Source organism: Pseudomonas sp. FW305-96, from assembly GCF_058783825.1.
Genome location: NZ_JBYSYW010000033.1, coordinates 1 through 18,271, shown reverse-complemented (window position 1 = coordinate 18,271; position 18,271 = coordinate 1). Strand labels below are relative to the sequence as shown.

Here is an 18,271-nt window from a genome sequence, read left to right as displayed (position 1 = left end):
GCGTCCCCGGTCAGTGGCTGTGTTCGGCCGAGCCTTTACCCAGCTCGGACTTGAGGACGAAGCTGCCGGCGGCGGCCACCTCGGTACCGGCGGCCAGGCCTTCACGGATCTCCACCTGGCCGGCATCACGCCGGCCGGGCTTGACCGGACGGGCCGCGAACCCTTCATCGGTGCGGGCGAACACCACGGTCTGCTCTTCCCAGGTCTGCAGGGCGCTTTCCGGCACCACCACCGCGGCGTCGAAGCGTTCGACCGTAACCGCGATATTGACGAACAACCCGGGACGCCAGGCGCCATTGGGGTTGGCCAGGGTGGCGCGCACGGTGGCGGCGCGGTTCTGCTCGCCGAGCAGGCTGCCGACGTAGTTGACCTTGCCCTCCACCTGGGCGCCGAGGTCCGGCGCGCTGACGGTGACGCCACGGCCACTGACCACCTTGTCCAGGTCGCGCGGGGCCACGGCGAAGGTGGCCCAGACCCGGCTCAGGTCGGATAGCGTGAAGGCATTGCTGGTCTCGTCCACCACCTCGCCCACGGTCAGGTGCTTTTCCACTACCATCGCGTCGAACGGTGCGCGCAGCTCGTAGCGGTTGCCCTTGCCGGCCGGCGCCACCGCGGCGACCTTCTGCCCGGCGTTGGCGGCGGCGATCTCGGCCTCCTGCAGCGCCTGGCGGGCCAGCAGGTAGTCCTGCTCGGCGCTGATGCGCTCCTGCCACAACTGTTTTTCACGCTCGAAGGTCAATCGCGCCAGCTCCAGGCGCCGTTGCGCGGCCTGCTGTTCGCTGCGCAGCTCAGAGATCTGCTGGCTGGCGATAACCGCCAGCACCTGGCCACGCTTGACCGCCTGGCCCAGCTCGGCCTGCACCGACTCGACCACGCCAGGAACCCGTGGCACCACATGAGCGGTGCGGTCTTCGTCGAAACGGATTTCGCCAGGGAAATTGATGGCAGTGCCCAAGGTGCGCGGGCCGGCGGTGGCCAGCTGCACACCGGCGGCCCGGATCTGCTCGGCAGTCAGGTGCAGTTGGCCCTCCTCCTCGCCATGCCCCTCGCCTGCGGACTCGCCGTGGCCGTGTCCGTCGTCCTTCTCTTCGTCATGGCCATGGCCGGCTTCGCCGTGGTCGTCGTGTTGGGCCTGGCCGCCGCCGGCCTTGCCAAGGGTGCCGGTCCAGGCCGCGCCACCGAGGCCGATAACGGCCAGGGCGGCGGCGAGGATGGCGAGCTTGCGTGGGTTGGTCATTGTTGCTCCTGCTTGAAATGTCGTCTGTCAGATCGCCGGTGAGCCGGCTCCCACAAGGGTTGACGCGGATTCGAGTGGGAGCCGGCTCGCCGGCGATAGGGCTGCGCAGCAGCCCCCGTTCACAGTCCTGTCGGAAGCTCGCCGTAGATGCGTTCCACCTGCGCTCGCGCATCGGTCGCCTGGGCCAGCGCGTCAAGGTAAAGCCCGCGCGCCTCGATCAGCGTGCGCTGGGCATCGAGCACATCGAGGAAGGCGAACTTGCCCATCTCGAAACCTCGGGTGGCGGTGTCCACCGCCTGCTGGGCGGCGGGCAGGATGGTGCGGTCATACGCCTGCACCTCGCCCATGGCCGTGCCCCACTGCTCCAGGGCACTGCGGGTTTCACTGCGCAGGCGCAGTTCGACGGCGTTGCGCAGGTCACGGGCCTGGTCGGCGCGGCGCGCGGCGGCCAGTACGTTGCCCTGGTTGCGGTCGAACAGCGGCAGCGGCATGGACAACCCCACCACATTGACCCGCTCACGCGCCTCACGGCTGTACTGGCTGCCCAGGCTGACGGTCAGGTTGGGGATGCGCTGGGCCTTCTCGGAACCGAGGCTGGCATCGCCACGCTCGATCTGCGCCGCGGCCAGGCGCCACTCGGCGGTCTGCTCGACCTTGGCCAGCAAGGGCTCGGTCTGCGGCGCCGGGCCGGGTGAGAGGTTGCTCGCGTCGAGCCGGTCGAAGCCGGCCTCGGCACTGCCCGTCAGACGCGCCAGGGTCTGGTTGGCCACGCCACGTTCGGTGCGCGCCCGACGCACCGCCGCCTCGGCCTGGGCCAGCTGAACCTGGGCGCGGGTGGCCTCCACCGGCGAGGACTGTCCGGCTCGCACCCGCCCTTCCACCACCCGCAGGCCACGCTCGGTCAGCGCCTGCGACTGTTGCGCCAACTCCAGCGCGGTCTGTGCCCGCAAAGCGGCATGGAAGGCCTGGATCACATCGGCACGCAGGCTGTTGCGCTGACGCTCGAGCTCCAGCCGGGCGATCGCCTGGCCGGTCTCGGCCACTTCGATCCGTGCACCGCGCTTGCCGCCCAGTTCCAGGGCCTGGCTGAGGGTCACGGTGGTGGTGCTGGTGTCGCGGCGGGTGTCCTCGACCTCCCAGGACAGCTCGGGGTTGGGGATCAGCCCGGCCTGGCGGCGCTCGCCTTCGGCGATGCCGATCTCACGGCCGATGGCGGCGAAGTCCGGGTTCTGGGCAAAGGCGGCGTCGAGCGCCTGGTCCAGGCTCAGGCCCTCGGCGCCGGCAGGGCCGGCCAGCAACAGGCAGAGCAAGGCGATCTTGCGGGGGATGGGCACGGCGGAAGTCCTCGTCGACAAGCGGCGGAATGCTTTGGCGAGGGACTTTAGGGAGCCTTGGTTATCTGGGGGGTGGCGTGAAGATTACAATTCTGTAATCGAGCGCTCGGGCGTTCCACGGGGGACTTGGCAGCGCCTGGCCGATCAGAAGCCCTTGCCATCAGACCAACCCCGAAATACTGTATGAATATTCAGTATTCAGTGGACCACCCCATGCAACTCATCGCCAAACTCGGCATCCTCGCCGACGCCGCCAAGTACGACGCGTCCTGCGCCAGCAGCGGCGCGCCCAAGCGCAGCTCGCGCGGCCGCGACGGCCTCGGCGCCACCGATGGCATGGGCATCTGCCACAGCTACACCCCCGATGGCCGCTGCGTGTCGCTGCTCAAGGTGCTGCTGACCAACTTCTGCCTGTACGACTGCCAGTACTGCGTCAATCGCCGCTCCAGCAACGTGCCCCGGGCACGCTTCAGCCCCGAGGAGGTGGTGCGCCTGACCCTGGATTTCTACCGGCGCAACTGCATCAGCGGCCTGTTCCTCAGCTCAGGCATCATCCGCTCGGCCGACTACACCATGGAGCAACTGATCCGGGTGGCGCGCCTGCTGCGCGAAGAGCATGCCTTTCGCGGTTACATCCACCTCAAGACCATCCCCGACGCCGACCCGCTGCTGATCGAGGAGGCCGGGCGCCTGGCCGATCGGCTGAGCGTGAACATCGAACTGCCCACCGACGCCAGCCTTCAGCGCCTGGCCCCGGAAAAGCGCGCCAGCACCATCCGCCAGGCCATGGGCGTGATCCACCACGGCCAGCAGGCCGTCGCCGGCGAACCACGGGCACCACGCTTCACCCCCGCCGGGCAGAGCACCCAGGTGATCGTCGGCGCCGACGCCACCGACGACAGCACCTTGCTGCGCAACGCCGAGTCGCTGTACCAGGGCTATGGCCTCAAACGGGTCTATTACTCCGCCTTCAGCCCGATCCCCGACAGCCCCTCCAGCGTGCCCCTGGCCGCACCGCCGCTGCTGCGCGAACACCGCCTGTACCAGGCCGACTTCCTCCTGCGCGGTTACGGCTACAAGGCCGGCGAACTGCTGGGCGAGACCGGCAACCTGGCCCTGGACATCGACCCCAAGCTGGCCTGGGCGCTGGCCAACCGCGAGGTCTTCCCGCTGGACGTCAACCGCGCCGAACCGGCGTTGCTGGCGCGCATCCCCGGTATCGGCCTGCGCAGCGTGCAGCGCCTGGTCGCCCTGCGCCGGGAGCGGCGCATCCGCTACGACGACCTGATTCAGTTGCGCTGCGTGCTGGAGAAGGCCCGCCCGTTCATCGTCACCAGTGACTACCGCCCGGCCCAGGCCGAGCTGCGCAGCGGCCTGCTGAGGGCCCGCCTGCGTGAACCTCAGGCGCCCGTGCAGATGGGGCTGTGGGGATGATCGCGCTGGAGTGCGGCGATGACTTCGCCACCTGGCGCGACCAGGCCCGCCAACTGCTCGGCCACGGCATCGACCCGGCCACGGTGACCTGGGGCCAGACCTGGATGGATGACTTGCTGGCCGTGCCCACGCCCCTGCCCGCAGGCCCCGGCCCGTTCCACGCCCGAGTGCCAGCGGCGCTGCTGGCCCAGCTGGAACAGGCCGGGCGCTACCGCGGCGAGCAGCGCTGGAACCTGTTGTACGAGGTGCTCTGGCGCGTCGCCCATGGCGATCGCACCGCGATGCTGGCCGGCGACCGCCTGGGCAGCGAGTTGCAACGGCGCATCCGCCAGGTCGGACGCGAGGCTCACCATCTGCATGCCTTCGTGCGCTTCGTGCCACTGCCCGAGACGCTGGCCGAGCAGCTGCAACTGGACCTGGTGGCCTACCACGAACCCGCGCATGACATCCTCGACAGCGCCAGCGCGCACTTCGCCGAACGCCTGGGCCGCCAGCGCTGGCTGATCGCCACGCCCCACGACGGCATCCGCTACGACGGCGCGCAACTGGACTACCGTCGCCAATGCCCGGAAGACTGGCGGCAATGGGCGCGCAACGCCGACGACCCTGGGGCCGAACTGTGGCTGGCCTACTACCGGCACACCTTCAACCCTGCCCGGCTCAACCCCGGCGCTCTACGCCAGCATCTGCCCGGACGCTTCTGGCGTCATCTGCCCGAGGGGCCGCTGATCCCCGAGCTGGTGGGCCAGGCACGGCACGGCAAGCAACGCGATGGCCAAGCGCTGGAAATAGGTCGACAACAAGGTAAACGGATTGGCCCAGGTAGCGCGGACCGGTAGCCACGAAAGCCGGAGAAACAATCCATTCGAATAGAAAATTGTGAAAATTTCATCATTTCCAATGCATCCACCCTGTTCTTGACCGGGCAATCCCGACATACTTATTGCTAATCATTCTCATAAGCACTAGTAATAAGGATAAAGCTCGGCATGTCATCGCTTCCCTTGCCCCACCGTTTCGCGCCAACCCGCAACCTGCTGGCCATGGCCATCTGCATGGCGACCGTCACGCCCGCGCTGGCAGCCGAACAGGCCCCTGCCGTGATCGAGCTGGGCGCCACGGCTATTGACGACAGCAGCCTGGGCAGCACCACCGAGGGATCGAAGTCGTACACCACCGGTGCCATGTCCACCGCCACCAAGTTGCCGCTGACCATGCGCGAAACGCCCCAGGCGGTAACGGTGATCACCCGCCAGCGCATGGACGACCAGGGCATGACCAGCATCAACGACGTGGCCAGGTTCACCCCGGGCCTGTTCCTCAACCAGTCCAACGGCCCAGGCCGGCAGACCTACAAGGCCCGTGGCTTCGACGTCGACAACATCATGTACGACGGCATCCCCAGCGCCTACACCGGCTGGGTGGTCGGTGCGCAGCCGAACCTGGCGATGTTCGACCGGGTGGAAGTGGTACGCGGCGCCACCGGCCTGGTCACCGGTTCCGGCACGCCCTCGGCGGCGATCAACCTGGTGCGCAAGCGCCCGCTGGCGGAGCAGAAAGTCACCCTCACCGGCGCCGCCGGCAGTTGGGACAACTACCGCGGCGAACTGGACGCCTCCAGCCCGCTCAACGACAGCGGCACCCTGCGCGGCCGCGTGGTGGCCTCGTACCAGGACGCCAACGGCTTCCGTGACGGCCAGCAGGAGGACCACGGGCTGTTCTACGCGATCACCGAGGCCGACCTGAGCGAAGACACCACCCTCACCCTCGGCCTCTCCCACCAGAAGGACAAGACCAACGTGTTCTGGGGCGCGATCCCCAGCGCCCTCGACGGCCATCACCTGGACCTGCCACGCTCCTATAACCCGGCCACCGACTGGGAGGTAAAGGACCAGGAGATCAATACCCTGTTCGCCGAGGTGCGCCAGCGCCTGGCCAATGACTGGAAGCTGCAGGTCAACGCCACCTACAGTGAGCAGAACGCGCTGTTCCGCGGCTCCTACCAGTCGCGCTGGGACCTGGCCAAGCCGCTGAGCCGAACGGTCTACCAGTCGGCCCACGACGAGAACCAACTGGGCCTGGACACCTTCGCCAGCGGCCCGTTCGAGGCATTCGGGCGCACCCACGAACTGGTGGTCGGCGCCAGCAAGCGCATCTACGACATGAGCGAGCGCAACTACAGCCCCTACGACATGGACTACCCCATCGACGGCGGCAAGCCCGACTTCCTGCACACCAGCAGCAGCCGCTACCTGATCAACCAGGAAGGCGTGTACACCACCACTCGCCTGAGCCTGGCCGACCCGCTCAAGCTGATCCTCGGTGGGCGCCTGGACTGGTACGACTACGACAAGCGCGGCAGCAACGATGGCGACTACAAAGTGACCCGCAACGTCACCCGCTATGCCGGCCTGATCTACGAGCTGGACCAACACCACTCGGTCTACGCCAGCTATACCGATATCTTCCAGCCACAGGACAGCCAGAACAGCAGCGGCACGCCGGTGCGGCCGATCGAAGGCAAGAACTACGAGGTAGGCATCAAGGGTGAATACTTCGATGGCGCGCTCAATGCCAGCCTTGCCGTGTTCCGCATCGACCAGGAAAACCGCGCGGTCGAGGTGGACGACAAGAGCGTCTGCCGAGCGGGCCAGTTCACCTGCTACGAAGCCTCCGGCGAGGTGCGCAGCCAGGGTATCGACTTCGAGGTGCAAGGCGCGCTGACCGAGCAATGGCAGATCGGTGCCGGCTACACCTACGCCCGCGTGCACACCATCAAGGACGCCAAGAACCCCGCCAACGTCAACAAGCCGCTGTCCTCCGACACCCCCGAGCACCAGCTCAAGCTGTTCACCACCTACCGCTTCCAGGGCCCGCTGGAAAAACTGCGCGTCGGTGGCGGCGTCACCTGGCAGAGCCGCATGTACAACGACTTCAGCGTGGCCGATGGCGGCCGCTACCGCCTTGAGCAAGGTGCCTACGCGGTGACCGACCTGATGGCCGGCTACGCGGTCAACCAGCACCTGGACCTGCAGCTCAATGCCAACAACGTGTTCGACAGGAAGTACTACTCGTCGATTTCCAGCTCGGTGAACTACGGGGGCGACACCTTTGGCGATCCGCGCAACCTGATGCTGACCGCCAAGTACAGCTTCTGACCAGCTCAGGCGCAGGGATGCGCTTGATACCAAGATTGAACGCGGACTTTGTGGGCGCTGCGCTACGCCGCCCCCATAGATCCGCGCCAGGATTCGCTATACGCGCCTTCTTTGTTCAGGCATGCACCCAACGTCGATGCAGCGCCCGCGCCAAGGCATCGAGCATGAACCCCAGTGCGCCGATCAGCAGCACCATCGCCATCAGCTCCGAATAGGCCAGGCGGTCGCGGGTGTCGAGGATGAAATAGCCAAGCCCGGCACTCACCCCGAGCATTTCGCACGGCACCAGCACGATCCACAGGATGCCGATGGCCAGGCGCACGCCGGTCAGCACATGGCCGATCACCCCGGGGATGATCACCTTGCACAACGTCTCCCAGCGCGTGGCGCTGAGGCTGCGGCTCAACTGCAGCCAGCGCGGGTCGAGCTGGCGCACCCCGGCGGCGGTGTTGAGCAGGATCGGCCACAGCGCGGCGAAGGCCAGCAGGAAGTAGATCGGCTGGTCGCCCACGCCCATCAGCATCACCACCACCGGCATCCACGACAGCGGCGAGATCATGCGCAGGAACTGGAATGCCGGCGTGGTCGCCGCCTCCAGGTGGCGATAGCTGCCCACCAGCAGGCCCAACGGCACACCAATCAGCAGCGCCAGCAGCAGGCCGATGAGGATACGCTCGAGGCTCACCCAGATATGCCCGTAGACCTCACCCTGCCCCAGCAGCTCGATCAGGCTTTGCAACGTGGCCTGGGGCGCGAAGCGCGCCGACAGGCCATCGGCGGCGCCGAACAGGCGCACCCCCGCCCACCACAGCAACAGCAGCGCCGCCAGGCCCGCCAGGCCCAGGGCGCCATGCACGAAATGCCTGCGCATCAGACCGCGAACTCCTCGCTACGCTGGAAATTCTCGGCAATGCCGAACGCCGCCGGGCCACCCACCGCGGCGATGGCGTTGCGCACGAAGCGATCGTCCACCAGGTCGCGGGCAGTCTGGGCCGGATCGAGGGCGGCAAGGAAATCGCTCTCGCCGACGATCAGGGTGTTCTTCAGGCGCTTGACCAACTCCTCGGTGTAGCTGGGGAACGGATAAGGCTGGAAGTCGATGCGTTTCTCGTCCCACTGTTGGTGCTGGATCGCGCCACTGGCGATGTAGCCGGCACGGTCATCGGCCGATGGCGCCAGCACCTTGGTCAGCACCGCCGGTTCGTGCGGGGTGTACTTGTTGGGGCCGGCCTTGGACAGCAACGCCGCGGCCTCGGCGCGGTGCTCGCGGGTCCAGTGCTGGGCCTTGACGATGGCGTTGACCACCTTCTGCGACCACTCCGGGCGATTGTTCAGGTCGTGCTCGTGCATGAACACCACGCAGCAGGCGTGGTTGCGCCAGACATCGCCGGTGAAGCGTTGCACGCGGCCGACCTTGAGGTTCTCGGCCAGGGCGTTGAACGGTTCGGCGACGATATAGCCGGCGATGCGCTTGCTGGCCAGGGCCGGCGGCATGTCCGAAGGCGGCAGCACCAGCAGGTTGACTTCGTTGTCCGCCAGCTGCGCGGTGGCGGGCTTGGACACAGGCTTCAGGCCGTTGTCGGTGAGCATCTGCTGCAGCACCACGTTGTGGATCGAGTACCAGAACGGAATGGCCACGGTCTTGCCGCCGAGCTGCTTCATGTCGGTGATGTCCGGGGCCACGGTCAGGCCCGAGCCGCCGACGTGGTTCCAGGCCACGACCTTGGCTGGCACCTTGCTGCCGTAGCGCGCCCACACGGTCATCGGCGACAGCAGGTGGATGACGTTGACCTGCCCGGAGATGAACGCCTCGATCACCTGTGCCCAGCTGCGCAGCAACACCGGGCGCTCGGCCTTGATGCCCTCGGCCTCGAACAGGCCGTTGTTGTGCGCCACCAGCAGTGGCGTGGCATCGGTGATCGGCAGGTAGCCGATGCGCACCGGCGCGTCCGGCTCGGCGGCGGCGCGTGCCTGCAGGCTCGACAGCAACGGCACGGCGCCGGCGGCGGTGAGCATGGCGCTCAACTTGAGAAAATCGCGACGGGACGTGGTGGAACAGCAGTCATCCATGCACATGGACAGCCTCCGAGGGCAAGGGGGATGGGGTGGGTTCAGCTGTGCGGCTTGCCCGCCGAAGGGTTTTGAGGATTTCGATACGCAGTGCGCCCAGCTCCTCGACCCGCTGCGCGCGCGGCTGCGGCAGGTCGATGTGCCACTGACCGAGGGTGCGCGCCGGGTGGTTGCCCAGTAGCAGCACGCGGTCGGACAACAGCAGGGCTTCGTCGATGTCGTGGGTGATCAGCACGGCGGCGGTGTTGTGGGTGGCGATCAGTTGCAGCAGCAGTTGCTGCATGTCGGCGCGGGTCACCTCGTCCAGCGCGCCGAACGGCTCGTCCAGCAACAGCACCTCGGGTTGGCGCGCCAGGCAGCGGGCCAGCGCGGTGCGCTGGGCCATGCCGCCGGACAGTTGCGCCGGGTACTGCCCACGGGCATGGGCCAGGCCCACCGCGTCGATGGCGTGGTCGATCCGTGCACGCCGCTCGGCCGCGGCCAGCTTGGGCTGGCGGGCGAAGTCGAGGCCGAAGGCGACGTTCTTTTCCAGGCTCAGCCAGGGCAGCAGGCTTGGGTCCTGGAACGCCACCGCAAGGCGCGGGTGCGGGCCCTGCAGTGGCTCGCCGCGCAGGTGCACGCTACCGCCACGGGGCTGCTGCAGCCCGGCCAGTACGCGCAACAGGCTGGACTTGCCGACCCCGCTTGGGCCAAGGATGGTCACCACCTCGCCGGGCGCCAGCGCCAGGTCGAACTGTTCCAGCACCGCCTGCCAGCCACCGTCGCGCGGGTAGCCCAGGCTGATCTCACTGGCTTCGAGCAGCACCTCGGTCATGCGCTGGCCGCCTGGCGTTGCAGTTCGGCGCGCAGTTGCACCAGGCTCGGGGTGACGATCGGCACGAACGCCGACTCGCGCCAACGCCGGGCGAAGCCTTCACCATAGGCCGTCAGGTAGGCCTTGCCACCGCTGGCCTGAAGCTCCAGCTGCACGGCATCGGCGGCGCATTCGGCGAGGGTGATGCGCAACTTGAACAAGGCGGCCGGTTGGCCCTGGAAGCGCCCGTCGAGCAGCCCCTGCTTGAGCTCGCCGACAGTATTCTCCAGGCGTTCCTTGAGCACCTGGCGGGCCTCTTCGAGGAACGCGCCACGGCCTTGCAGGTGTTCCTGCACTTCATCCAGCGCGCGCCGGGCCAGGCCCATGGCCATGCCGCACTGCAGCGCCAGGAACGCCGGGCGAACCTTGGGCAGGAACTCGCGGGCGTTGTCATGCAGCAGCCAGTCGCGGGCCAGTGGCACCTGGTGGAACGCCAGCGCCGCGGTGTTGCTCGACTGCAGGCCCATCAGTTGCAGATCGTCGGAACGCTCCAGGCCCGGCGCGTTGGAGGGTATGGCGACCACGAACGGCGCGCCGCCGGCGTCATCCTCGACAGCCGCCGCCACCACGAAACCGCGCTTGCGCAGGTTGGTCACCCAATGCAGCCGGCCTTCGAGGTTCCAGCCATCGGCCGCAAGGCGGCCACGCACCTGCAAGGCCTCGATGCCAGAGAGGAACTTCATGGCATTGGACAGGCCGGTGGCCCCGGCAAGTTCGCCCTTGAGCAGGTCGGGCATCAGCCGTTTGCACAGCTCCCGGTTGGGGCTTTGCAGCAGGTATTCGATGAAGGCGCGCTGACCCCAGCAGACGAAGGCCGCGGCCAGCGACCGGCTGGCGATGGCGGCGATGGCCTCGACCGCCTCGCTGACGTCGCCGCCCGTGCCACCCAGGGTCGGGTCGACGCCGATGCGCAGCAACTGCGACTCGGCGATCTGCGCCAGCACCAGGTGCGGATCGCACTGGCCCTGGTCAATGGCCTCGGCATTGGCATCCAGCCATTGTCGAAATGCATGGTCAAGCATGTCCCTAACTCCTTTTGAAACGCCGGGCGCGCCGGCATCAGGCCTCGGTCAGGCCGAAGGCTGCCAGCGGTATTTGCCGAGCTCGTCGTTGAGCGGCGTCTGGGCGAACACATTAGCAAAGTTGCACAGGGTTGCGAGGCTGATACCGAGAATCACTTCCAGCGCGTTGCCTTCGCTGAAACCGGCTTCACGGAAGGCCTGGTAGGTGGCGTCGCTGACGTTGCCACGGGTGGCGATCACTTCACGGGCGAACGCGGCCAGGGTCTCGTAGCGGGCGTCGGGCAGTTCGCCGCGGGCACGCAGGGCATCGACCACTTCCTGAGGCAGCTTGGCCTTGTTCAGGGCCACCGCGGTGTGGCCGGCGACACAGAAGTCGCAACCGTGCTGGGTGGCGGCGATCAGCTGCACCACTTCGCGCTCGGCCAGGGTCAGCTCGGACTTGCCGTTGAGCGCCGAAACGGTGACGTAGGTTTCCAGCGCCGCCGGGGCGTTGGCCAGGATGCCCAGCAGGTTGGGGATGAAGCCGGAGTTCTTCTGCGCGTTCTCGAGGAACGGGCGGGCGGCTTCCGGAGCGGTCTGCAGACTGTGTAGAGTGATGCGCGCGGACATTGGAGTGGTCTCCTTTGATGTAGGTCGCTACAGTCTGTTGGTTATAAGAAGTAGCATCCATATTCATCAGTCGTCTTTCCTTGCTCCAGAGTCCTTGCATTAGATGATTTCTTCCAGCCCCCTCGTCGATTGGTTATTAGAGAGCCTGGAGCTCGATGCCAGCCTGTTCCATGTAGGCCGCTACTGCGGCGGCTGGCACGCCAGCACCCAAGGCCTGGGCCGGGCCAGCTTCCACCTGGTGGTGCAGGGCCATTGCTGGCTGCACATCGACGGCCAGGCGCAGCCGCTGCGCCTGGAAAGCGGCGACGCGGTATTCCTCTTGCGTGACCTGGCCTATCGGTTGTCCGGCGACGAGGATGCCGCCAACGCCTGTGCCCAGCCGCGCCGGAGCATGCGGGCGCTGGACCTGGAAGCCGGGGACGGCGTGGGGCTGGTATGCGGTTTCTTCCACTTTCAGTCGGGGTTGTCGTCATTGATCGTCGACGGGCTGGCGGACTGGATCCTGCTGCGCGCCAGCGATCCGGCCGGCAGCGCGGCGCGGGCGCTGTTCGGGCTGATCCTCGAGGAGTGCCGCCGCCCGCAACCCTCGCAGGCGCTGCTGGAGCGCCTGACCCACCTGCTGTTTCTCTACGTGCTGCGCCAGCAGGTGCATGACGGCCAGGCACTGGGAGGGCTGGTCGCCCTCGCCCGCCAGCCGGCCTTCGCCGGGTTGCTGGAGCGCTTGATCGAGGCGCCAGGCCAGGCCTGGACGCTGGAGGCCATGGCGGCCTGCGCGGGGCTGTCGCGCTCGGCGTTCTTCAAGCGCTTCAACGAACTGGCTGGGCAATCCCCCGGGCAAGTGCTGCTGGCGCTGCGCATGCGCCATGCCTGCCAGTTGCTCAAGGCTGGCAATACCGTCGAGCAGGTAGGCGCGCAGGCGGGGTATCAGTCGGTGGCGGCATTCACCCGGGCGTTCGCCAAGGCCATCGGGGTGCAGCCGGGGGCATACCGCAAACAGCACGAAGGACGCGCGGGTTAAGGGCCGTTCAACGCCGCCGCTGCATCCAGGCTGCCCCCAGCCCGCTGAGGCAGATCACCGCGATGCCCACCAGGCTCGTACCGTCCGGCACCTGCCCGAACACCACCAGGCCCAGCAACCCGGCGAACACGATCTGGCAATAGCTGAACGGCGCCAGCAACGCCGGCGCAGCGTGGCGGAACGCCTGGGTCAGCAGCAGGTGGGCGGTCATCCCGCAACCGCCCAGCGCCAGCATCAGCGGTATATGCGGCCACTGCGGCGTCTGCCAGAAGAACGGCACCAGCGCTGTCATGATCAGGGTGTTACATAAGCCCGCGTAGAAGTTGCTGGTGGTCGGGCTGTCATGGGTCGCCAGCTTGCGCGTCAGCAACTGGTAGAAGCAAAAGCCCAGGGCCGAACCGAAGGGGAACAGGATTGCCGGGGTGAACATCGCCCCGCCCGGGTGCACCACCACCAGCACGCCGACGAAGCCCATGACCACCGCCAGCCACTGCCCCGCGCTCACCCGCTCCCCGAGCAGCGGCACCGACAATGCGGTGACCAGCACCGGAGCGAGGAAGTTGACCGAGGTCGCCTCCGCCAGCGGCAGGTATTGCAGCCCGGCGGTAAACAGCAGGCTGGTGCTGAGCAGGCTCAGCGCACGCAAGGTCTGCAACAACGGTCGGCGGGTGCGCAGTACCGCCAGGCCGGCCTTGGGCAGGAAGATCCCGGCCATCAGCAAGGTGTGCACCAGGTAACGGACCCACACCACCATGATGACCGGGTAGATCCCACCGAGGAATTTCGACAAAGCGTCGTGGCTGGCGAACAGGAAGGTGGCCACGACCACCAGGGCGATACCGCGCAGTGGCTGGTTGACTCCGGACAACGGTGTACTGGAACTCATGGGGCTCTCGGGCGATTGCCCCGGCATGACGCCCAGGCATGGGCGGATTCTAGAAGAGAAGCCACAGGGTGGACAAAGCATTGTGGTCCAATCAGTACATTCCGTTCGCTGATCGGCCACTTTCGCACCTGTCCGTCAACGCCAGCGATCTTCGCTGGCAGCGAGGGCACAAAGCATGCTGGCGCTAGACCCGCAGTCCTTCAGTGCAATCGCGGGGTCACCAGGAAATTGCGCAGCGACGGCTCGTCATCCAGGGCAATCTCCTGCACTGGCCGTGGCAGGTCGGCCAGTACCGCCTGACAGAACGCCAGGGCCGGGGCATCCTCGCCGTAGCACCGCACCAACCAGTCGCCTTGACCGTCGCACAGCGTGCGCCGCGCTACCGCCAGGCCCACGCCCTGGCGGCGATATTTCTTGAGCACGAACAGGTCGGCCAGCTCCCAGGCGTCGATGCCGGGCAGTTCACTGCGCTCGACGAGCAGGAAGCCGGCGATGAAACCGTCCACCAGTATCAGGCTGGCGCTCCAGCCCGGGGTTTGCCAGTAGCGGGTGAAGTGTGGCTCATGGAGGTAGAAGCGCCCATCCGCCTCGACATCTTCCTGCTCCCAGCCAGAAGACTCGTAGGCGTAGAACTGGTAGAGGTTGCGCACCAGGTCGGCATGCTCGGGGCCGGTCTGGAGCAGTTCGACGGGGAGGGTCATGGTACAGGCTCGATGAATGCGGGAGCGCGAGTCTACCTGGGCGCTCAGGTGTTTGCAGCGGGGCGGCGTCGCATCCATCCTCGCGGCGCGTCGCCACGACGATGGATACGGGTTTTGTCACCCCTGCGGCAAGGCCGCCACCGCGTCCACTTCCACCAGCATGCCGTCCAGCGCCAGGCGCGGGACCGGGATCAACGTGCAGGTCGGGGTCATCCTGCCGCCCCAGGCACGCTCGGCCTCGGCCACCCACTGGCGCAGCCGCGCCTCGGAATGGTCGACCACCAGCAGGGTGAGCTTGCACACGTGCTCGAGCGTTGCCCCACGGGAAGCCAGGGCGATCTTCAGGTTCACCAGGGCCTGGCGCGCCTGCTCGTCGAAACGTGCCGACAACTTGCCCTGCAGGTCCTCGCCGCCCTGGCCGGCGATATACAGCAGGCGGCTGCCGGCGCGTACCTCGGCAACGTGGGAATAGGCATTGCCGCTGGGGTCGTAGAGGCCTTCGGGGTTGCTCAGGGCAAAGGCGGCTGGCTGGGTCATGGTATCGCTCCATCGATGGAAAGAGCGGTCGAGTATCAAACCTCAGGTTAGGTCGAGGTCAAGCCCCGCCTGCCACACCTTGATCGGCGCTTATTTTTCCTGCAACACCGCCCTGCCCTTCACCGCGCGCGGCCCACGCCAGGCCCAGAACAACAGGCCCGGGAACGGTGCATAGACGACGAAAACCACCCACAGCATCTTGCGCTCGGCGCGCCGGTCACTGCCGATGATGTGCCAGATGGCCCAGATTTCCAGGAGGATGACGACGAGCGCGACAACGAACCAGATTGTTCCGATTTCCATGAGTCTTCTCCTATTGGCTGTACTGGCTTGGGTTGTCGCGCGCGCCGAGGGTTCACTCGGATCTTGTCCGGCACGCGGCCCACTGGCACAGTGACCGGCCGCCCTGCACCGCACCATGGAAGCCCTCATGCCATTCGATCCGACGCTGCTTGCCCAGGCCCGCCACGTGGTGGTGTTCACCGGTGCCGGGGTGTCCGCGGAAAGTGGCATCTCCACGTTTCGCGACAAGCTGACCGGCCTGTGGGCGCGCTTCGATCCGGCGCAGCTGGCCAGCGCCGAGGGCTTTCGCGCCGACCCGGCGCTGGTCTGGGGCTGGTACCAGATGCGCCGCGCCGGGATCGCCAAGGCCGCGCCCAACGCGGGTCACCTGGCCATCGCCGCGCTGGCCGCGCAGGTGCCGAAGCTGCCCCTGGTAACGCAGAACGTCGACGACCTGCACGAACGCGCCGGCAGCCGCGCCGTGCTGCACCTGCATGGGCGGCTGGATGCCTTTCGCTGCCTGGACTGCGCGCGCCCGGCGGATGAGCCCGTGGCACTGCCCGAGGAGGCCGCTCACGGCTGCCGTATGGAACCACCGCGCTGCGCTTGCTGCGCCGGGCCTCTGCGCCCCGGTGTGGTGTGGTTTGGCGAGATGTTGCCCGAGGCTGTACTGGAGCAGGCATTCGCCGCCGCGCAGCAGTGCGATGTACTGCTGTCGGTAGGCACCTCAGGCCTGGTACAGCCGGCGGCCTCGATACCTCGCATGGCACTGGCGGCGGGGGCAACGGTGGTGCATGTCAATCCGCAGCCCGTGCCCTGCGAGCACCCGCGGGCGTTCATGTTGCCCGGCAAGGCGGGTGAGGTGCTGCCGCAACTGCTGCGCCAGGCCTTCGCCTGAGCTACCGGGCAGGCCGGTTCAGCGGCCAGCCTGGTCCAACGCAGCCTTCAAGGCATCGGCATCGGCGTAGCTGTTGCGCGCTGCCACCACGCCGTTATCCAGCGCCAGCCACAGCACCTTGCCTTCGTCCCCGGCATAGCGGCTGGCGACCCGGCCTTCGCGGTCGAGCAGTACCCGGTAGCTGTAGTCGCGCATGGCCGGGATGGCGAACAGCTTGCTGATCAGCGCCGGCATGCGCTGGATATCCGCGACGAACACGGCATGCCGCGCCTCCAGGTAGCCTTTGGGCTGTTCGGCCAGGGCCGCCTTGACCAGCTTGGCACCGTCCATGTCGCGGGCGACCAGCAGGACCTGGGTGTCGGCCCCCAGGCTGTAAGGCTGGTCGTACTGGTCGAGCAAAGTCCAGGGCGCGAGGGTTTCGCCAGGTTGCGCGGCGTGGGCCACGAGCGCCAGCAGGCTGAGCAGAAGTGCGGCGGCGTATTTCATGAGGGTCCGGTCCGAATCGTGAGGGCCGTCAGCATAGCCCAACCCGCCGTGCTTGACAGGCTCAACGCAACTGCCCGGCAATCAGCCCCACGGCAATCAGGATCATCACCCCACCGGACAACCGGCCCACGGCCTGGGCCGCGGCAGGTCGGGTGCGCAGCACGGCCTTGGCGCCGTAGCCGACCATCAGGTAGATCACCAGCGAACTGCCCAGGTGCACCAACCCCAGCAGCAGGATCTGCAGCGGCAACGGCCAGCTCGACTGCGGGTCGGTGAACTGCGGCAGCAAGGCCAGGAACAGCAGGAACACCTTTGGGTTGAGGCCGCTGACGCACAGGCCCTTGAATGCCCAGCGCGACCCCGAGTCCTGCTCGCCACCCGCGCCGGCCTCAGGCACCGCCGGGCTCAGCAGCAGGTTGCCGCCCAGCCACAGCAGGTACACGCACCCTGCCAGGGTCAGCAAGGTCAACGCCAGCGGGTGACCGGCGATCAGGCTGCCGACCCCGGCAGCGACCACCAGGGTGACGAGCAGATGCCCGGACAACATGCCCGCCACCGCCGGCACGACCCAACGCCCGCGCATGCCGGCCGAGATGGCGTAGGCCCAGTCGGCACCGGGGGTAATCACGAACAGCAGAGAAACGGCCCAGAACGCCGTCAGTACACTCATGGCCATTTCGAGCCTTCCTTTCACACAGGTTTCGGTGAAAGAAAGACTACGGATATCGCCCAGGGATATTCTTTCGTATATTCCCCGCAACAAGCCGAACAATGGAAGAATCTTCCCCATGGATCGAACCGATCGCAAGATCCTTGCCGAGCTGCAAAAAGACGGGCGCCTGTCGGTGACCGAACTGGCCGAACGCGTGGGCTTGAGCCTGTCGCCCTGCCACCGGCGCCTCAAGGCGCTGGAGGACACAGGCGCCATTCTCGGTTATCACGCCCGCCTGGCCCCGGCGGCCCTGGGCTTGAATTTCGCCGCGCTGGTGTTCGTGACCCTGCGCGAGGTGACCCGCCAGCCGGTGGCGGACTTCGAGGCGGCGCTGGCGGAGATCCCGCAGATCGTCGAGGCCCAGCGCCTGTTCGGCGACCCCGACTACCTGCTGCACGTGGTGGCCAGGGACCTGCCGGCCTTCCAGAAGCTGTATGACGAGCAACTGACCAGCATTCCCAATGTGAAGCGCCTGAGTTCGACGCTGGTGATGAAGGAAGTGATTCAGGACCGGCTGCTGCCGATGTGACCCTGCGCCGCTGGCCGAGTACGGCCTACAGGCAGGTGGCGGCTGCCGCGCGCCGGCGCAGGGCCATGCCGTCGTTCTTCTGCGCGTAGTAGTCCACCCGCGTGCCGCCGGCCTGGGCATAGACGTCGACGAACGACTCGGCCTCGCGGGTGTACACGGTGAATCCGCCCTGCTTGCGGGCCTCCAGGTAGCCGCTGGCGTCGACCCCGAAGGTGTTCTCTTCCTGCCAGCTGAACTGAATGCACTGGGCCACCAGATCCGGCGTCTTGTGCGAATCCAGCTGCGCGGTGGGTGCGCCGCCGCGCGCCGCTTCCATGGTCGACGATGCACAGCCCGCCAGCAGCAGCGCCACGGTGATCGGCAGAATTGCTCGCATGTTCCATCCTCGGGACAAAAAAAGAAGGTGACTCTAGCACTGCCGGAGCACGAGTGTGGTGTTTCACAAATAACGACCATAACTCGCGGCGCTTTTTGCGCTCATGCGGCGTTGTCGCTCCTCGCCGTA

Annotated in this window: 20 protein-coding genes; 6 read left to right on the top strand and 14 right to left on the bottom strand. The window is 67.1% G+C overall.

Annotated features, from left to right (window positions below; genetic code table 11):
• Positions 1 to 10: 10 nt before the first annotated feature.
• The gene (locus AC3WL2_RS20950) at positions 11 to 1,237 is read right to left on the bottom strand and encodes an efflux RND transporter periplasmic adaptor subunit (RefSeq protein WP_102684096.1); all 1,227 of its coding nucleotides are present in this window, start codon (positions 1,235 to 1,237) and stop codon (positions 11 to 13) included.
• A 119-nt stretch (positions 1,238 to 1,356) separates the two neighbouring features.
• Positions 1,357 to 2,571, bottom strand: coding sequence for a TolC family protein (locus AC3WL2_RS20945; RefSeq protein WP_102684095.1), 1,215 nt, complete (start codon positions 2,569 to 2,571; stop codon positions 1,357 to 1,359).
• Positions 2,572 to 2,784: 213 nt separating this feature from the next.
• Here AC3WL2_RS20945 and AC3WL2_RS20940 point away from each other — a divergent pair, with 213 nt between their 5' ends.
• The 3 genes from AC3WL2_RS20940 to AC3WL2_RS20930 all read left to right on the top strand — a co-directional run bounded on the left by AC3WL2_RS20940 (position 2,785) and on the right by AC3WL2_RS20930 (position 7,163).
• Positions 2,785 to 4,005: a putative DNA modification/repair radical SAM protein gene (locus tag AC3WL2_RS20940; protein ID WP_102684094.1), complete on the top strand. Its 1,221-nt coding sequence runs from the start codon at positions 2,785 to 2,787 to the stop codon at positions 4,003 to 4,005.
• On the top strand, positions 4,002 to 4,844 hold the full coding sequence (locus AC3WL2_RS20935) for a TIGR03915 family putative DNA repair protein (RefSeq protein ID WP_102684093.1): 843 nt from the start codon (positions 4,002 to 4,004) through the stop codon (positions 4,842 to 4,844). The genes AC3WL2_RS20940 and AC3WL2_RS20935 overlap by 4 nt, the downstream gene beginning before the upstream one ends.
• 150 nt (positions 4,845 to 4,994) lie before the next feature.
• Positions 4,995 to 7,163, top strand: a complete 2,169-nt coding sequence (locus AC3WL2_RS20930; RefSeq protein WP_102684092.1) for a TonB-dependent siderophore receptor — start codon at positions 4,995 to 4,997, stop codon at positions 7,161 to 7,163.
• Between the two features lie 115 nt (positions 7,164 to 7,278).
• On the opposite strand, the gene AC3WL2_RS20925 is transcribed toward AC3WL2_RS20930, so the two are convergent.
• From AC3WL2_RS20925 to AC3WL2_RS20905, 5 genes are read right to left on the bottom strand one after another with little or no spacing between them, the layout of a single operon-like run.
• On the bottom strand, positions 7,279 to 8,034 hold the full coding sequence (locus AC3WL2_RS20925) for an ABC transporter permease (RefSeq protein ID WP_102684091.1): 756 nt from the start codon (positions 8,032 to 8,034) through the stop codon (positions 7,279 to 7,281).
• Entirely contained in the window at positions 8,034 to 9,239 is a 1,206-nt protein-coding gene (locus AC3WL2_RS20920) for an ABC transporter substrate-binding protein (protein WP_102684090.1), read from the bottom strand. The genes AC3WL2_RS20925 and AC3WL2_RS20920 overlap by 1 nt, the downstream gene beginning before the upstream one ends.
• Positions 9,226 to 10,047, bottom strand: a complete 822-nt coding sequence (locus AC3WL2_RS20915) for an ABC transporter ATP-binding protein (RefSeq protein WP_102684089.1) — start codon at positions 10,045 to 10,047, stop codon at positions 9,226 to 9,228. Before AC3WL2_RS20915 ends, AC3WL2_RS20920 begins: the two co-directional genes overlap by 14 nt.
• A complete protein-coding gene (locus AC3WL2_RS20910) occupies positions 10,044 to 11,108 on the bottom strand; it encodes an acyl-CoA dehydrogenase family protein (protein ID WP_102684088.1) in 1,065 nt (354 codons plus the stop codon). The genes AC3WL2_RS20915 and AC3WL2_RS20910 overlap by 4 nt, the downstream gene beginning before the upstream one ends.
• A 48-nt stretch (positions 11,109 to 11,156) precedes the next feature.
• Entirely contained in the window at positions 11,157 to 11,717 is a 561-nt protein-coding gene (locus tag AC3WL2_RS20905; protein WP_102684087.1) for a carboxymuconolactone decarboxylase family protein, read from the bottom strand.
• 103 nt (positions 11,718 to 11,820) lie between these two features.
• On the opposite strand from AC3WL2_RS20905, the gene AC3WL2_RS20900 reads away from it, so the two are divergent.
• Positions 11,821 to 12,735, top strand: a complete 915-nt coding sequence (locus AC3WL2_RS20900) for an AraC family transcriptional regulator (protein ID WP_102684086.1) — start codon at positions 11,821 to 11,823, stop codon at positions 12,733 to 12,735.
• A 7-nt stretch (positions 12,736 to 12,742) separates the two neighbouring features.
• On the opposite strand, the gene AC3WL2_RS20895 is transcribed toward AC3WL2_RS20900, so the two are convergent.
• The 4 genes from AC3WL2_RS20895 to AC3WL2_RS20880 all read right to left on the bottom strand — a co-directional run bounded on the left by AC3WL2_RS20895 (position 12,743) and on the right by AC3WL2_RS20880 (position 15,162).
• On the bottom strand, positions 12,743 to 13,621 hold the full coding sequence (locus AC3WL2_RS20895) for a DMT family transporter (RefSeq protein WP_102684085.1): 879 nt from the start codon (positions 13,619 to 13,621) through the stop codon (positions 12,743 to 12,745).
• Between the two features lie 200 nt (positions 13,622 to 13,821).
• A complete protein-coding gene (locus AC3WL2_RS20890) occupies positions 13,822 to 14,322 on the bottom strand; it encodes a GNAT family N-acetyltransferase (protein WP_102684084.1) in 501 nt (166 codons plus the stop codon).
• Positions 14,323 to 14,439: 117 nt separating this feature from the next.
• Positions 14,440 to 14,859: a RidA family protein gene (locus AC3WL2_RS20885; protein WP_102684083.1), complete on the bottom strand. Its 420-nt coding sequence runs from the start codon at positions 14,857 to 14,859 to the stop codon at positions 14,440 to 14,442.
• 90 nt (positions 14,860 to 14,949) lie between these two features.
• A complete protein-coding gene (locus AC3WL2_RS20880) occupies positions 14,950 to 15,162 on the bottom strand; it encodes a PLDc N-terminal domain-containing protein (protein ID WP_031315336.1) in 213 nt (70 codons plus the stop codon).
• A gap of 127 nt (positions 15,163 to 15,289) precedes the next feature.
• Between AC3WL2_RS20880 and AC3WL2_RS20875 the strand changes: the two genes are divergently transcribed.
• The gene (locus tag AC3WL2_RS20875) at positions 15,290 to 16,039 is read left to right on the top strand and encodes an SIR2 family NAD-dependent protein deacylase (RefSeq protein WP_102684082.1); all 750 of its coding nucleotides are present in this window, start codon (positions 15,290 to 15,292) and stop codon (positions 16,037 to 16,039) included.
• An 18-nt stretch (positions 16,040 to 16,057) separates the two neighbouring features.
• On the opposite strand, the gene AC3WL2_RS20870 is transcribed toward AC3WL2_RS20875, so the two are convergent.
• Positions 16,058 to 16,525 (bottom strand): FAD/FMN-containing dehydrogenase, encoded by a 468-nt coding sequence (locus AC3WL2_RS20870; RefSeq protein ID WP_102684081.1) that lies wholly within the window; start codon positions 16,523 to 16,525, stop codon positions 16,058 to 16,060.
• A 61-nt stretch (positions 16,526 to 16,586) separates the two neighbouring features.
• On the bottom strand, positions 16,587 to 17,201 hold the full coding sequence (locus AC3WL2_RS20865) for a LysE family translocator (RefSeq protein ID WP_102684080.1): 615 nt from the start codon (positions 17,199 to 17,201) through the stop codon (positions 16,587 to 16,589).
• A gap of 112 nt (positions 17,202 to 17,313) precedes the next feature.
• Here AC3WL2_RS20865 and AC3WL2_RS20860 point away from each other — a divergent pair, with 112 nt between their 5' ends.
• Entirely contained in the window at positions 17,314 to 17,766 is a 453-nt protein-coding gene (locus tag AC3WL2_RS20860) for an Lrp/AsnC family transcriptional regulator (RefSeq protein ID WP_046855052.1), read from the top strand.
• A 25-nt stretch (positions 17,767 to 17,791) separates the two neighbouring features.
• Here the strand turns inward: AC3WL2_RS20860 and AC3WL2_RS20855 are convergent, their stop codons facing one another.
• Positions 17,792 to 18,142 carry a hypothetical protein gene (locus tag AC3WL2_RS20855; RefSeq protein ID WP_046855051.1) on the bottom strand — a complete coding sequence of 117 codons (351 nt, stop codon included), beginning with the start codon at positions 18,140 to 18,142 and terminating at the stop codon, positions 17,792 to 17,794.
• Positions 18,143 to 18,271: the final 129 nt, after the last annotated feature.